Genomic DNA, 1,187 nt, shown 5'->3' with positions numbered 1-1,187 from the left:
ATATTCTTCTATTCGTCTTTTCAATTCTTCATAGCTGACTAGTTTTTCCCCATAATACATTTCTTGCTTTAAAATACCAAAGAAATTCTCCATCGAGGCATTGTCTGCACAAGTTGCTTTACGTGACATGCTTTGGAATACTTTATTCTTCTTTAATGTTTTTACCCATTTGATGTGCTGGTAATGCCACCCTTGATCCGAATGGATGGTCGTACGGTGGGTTGCGTGATTTTTTATGATCTCAATTGTTTCATCTAAAGGTTCCATGACTAGACCCAATGTTGGACGTTTTTTAATTCCAAACGAAATAATTTCTCCATTATAAAGGTCAAGAATGGGGCTTAAATACAACTTTTCTTCGCCTAGACATTTGAATTCTGTAATGTCGGTTACTAATTTTTGAAGAGGAATAGGTGTATAAAAACGGCGGGATAGACGGTTTTTCGCTACCTTTCCAACCTTGCCCTTATAGGAATTGTATTTACGGGATTTCCGCATAAACTTTATACATTTCAATCCTAATTCCCGCATAAGTCGATACACTTTCTTATGATTAACACGATGGCCTAATTTCTTTAATTCCTTCGTGATACTACTTATAACCGTAGCGCTCATGAAATTCCTTAAATTGGGCAGAAATGAGCTCTTTCAGTTCCATGTCCGGATCATCTTTTCCAAAGTTTTTAACATGATAGTGGTAGGTTGCTTCAGGAATGCCGACAACAAGGAAAATATCTTTTAATCTGAACCCTTCTTCTTTGAGTTGGAATGCCAATTTTGCCTGTGCTTTTCGAGAAAGACACTCGGATTTTCCCGAAAAGCTCTCAACTTTTTTAAGTATGCGACTTCTAGCCTCAGTAATTCATTCTCTCGTTCTAGTTCTTCTTCACGCGTCAGCTTTTTATTTTCATTTTTCTTTTTGTTTGGTTTTTTAGACATAGAAGGACGCCCCTTTGACTTTAGGTTCAGGCCTTCTATTCCTTGTTCATTAAATATTTTCATCCAGTGGTGAATTAATGAAGGATTGTTCAATCTAAATTGTTCAGCAGTTTCCTGATAAGAAGCACCTGTCTCTAGCATAAATTGTATCGTATCTAATTTAAATTTAATAGAATAAGCTTCCTTCATTTTTCTTCGCTTTAATCCTTCAACCCCTTGGGTCTTATAGGCTCTTACCCAATCTTGTA

2 protein-coding genes are annotated in these 1,187 nt (G+C 36.3%); both read right to left on the bottom strand.

What is annotated here, in order from left to right; all coding sequences use genetic code 11:
• The coding region (locus M3182_RS25530) for an IS3 family transposase (RefSeq protein ID WP_251560630.1) at positions 1-615 on the bottom strand (615 nt) is incomplete at its 3' end.
• Positions 616-738: 123 nt separating this feature from the next.
• Positions 739-1,187, bottom strand: a 449-nt coding sequence (locus tag M3182_RS25525; protein ID WP_251560628.1) for a helix-turn-helix domain-containing protein, incomplete at its 5' end; no start/stop codon positions are given.

It is taken from the genome of Mesobacillus maritimus, from assembly GCF_023715205.1.
Taxonomy (GTDB): Bacteria; Bacillota; Bacilli; order Bacillales; family Cytobacillaceae; genus Mesobacillus_B; species Mesobacillus_B maritimus_C.
The sequence above is the reverse complement of the archived record's forward strand: the minus strand, read 5'-3'. Positions and strand labels throughout refer to the sequence as shown.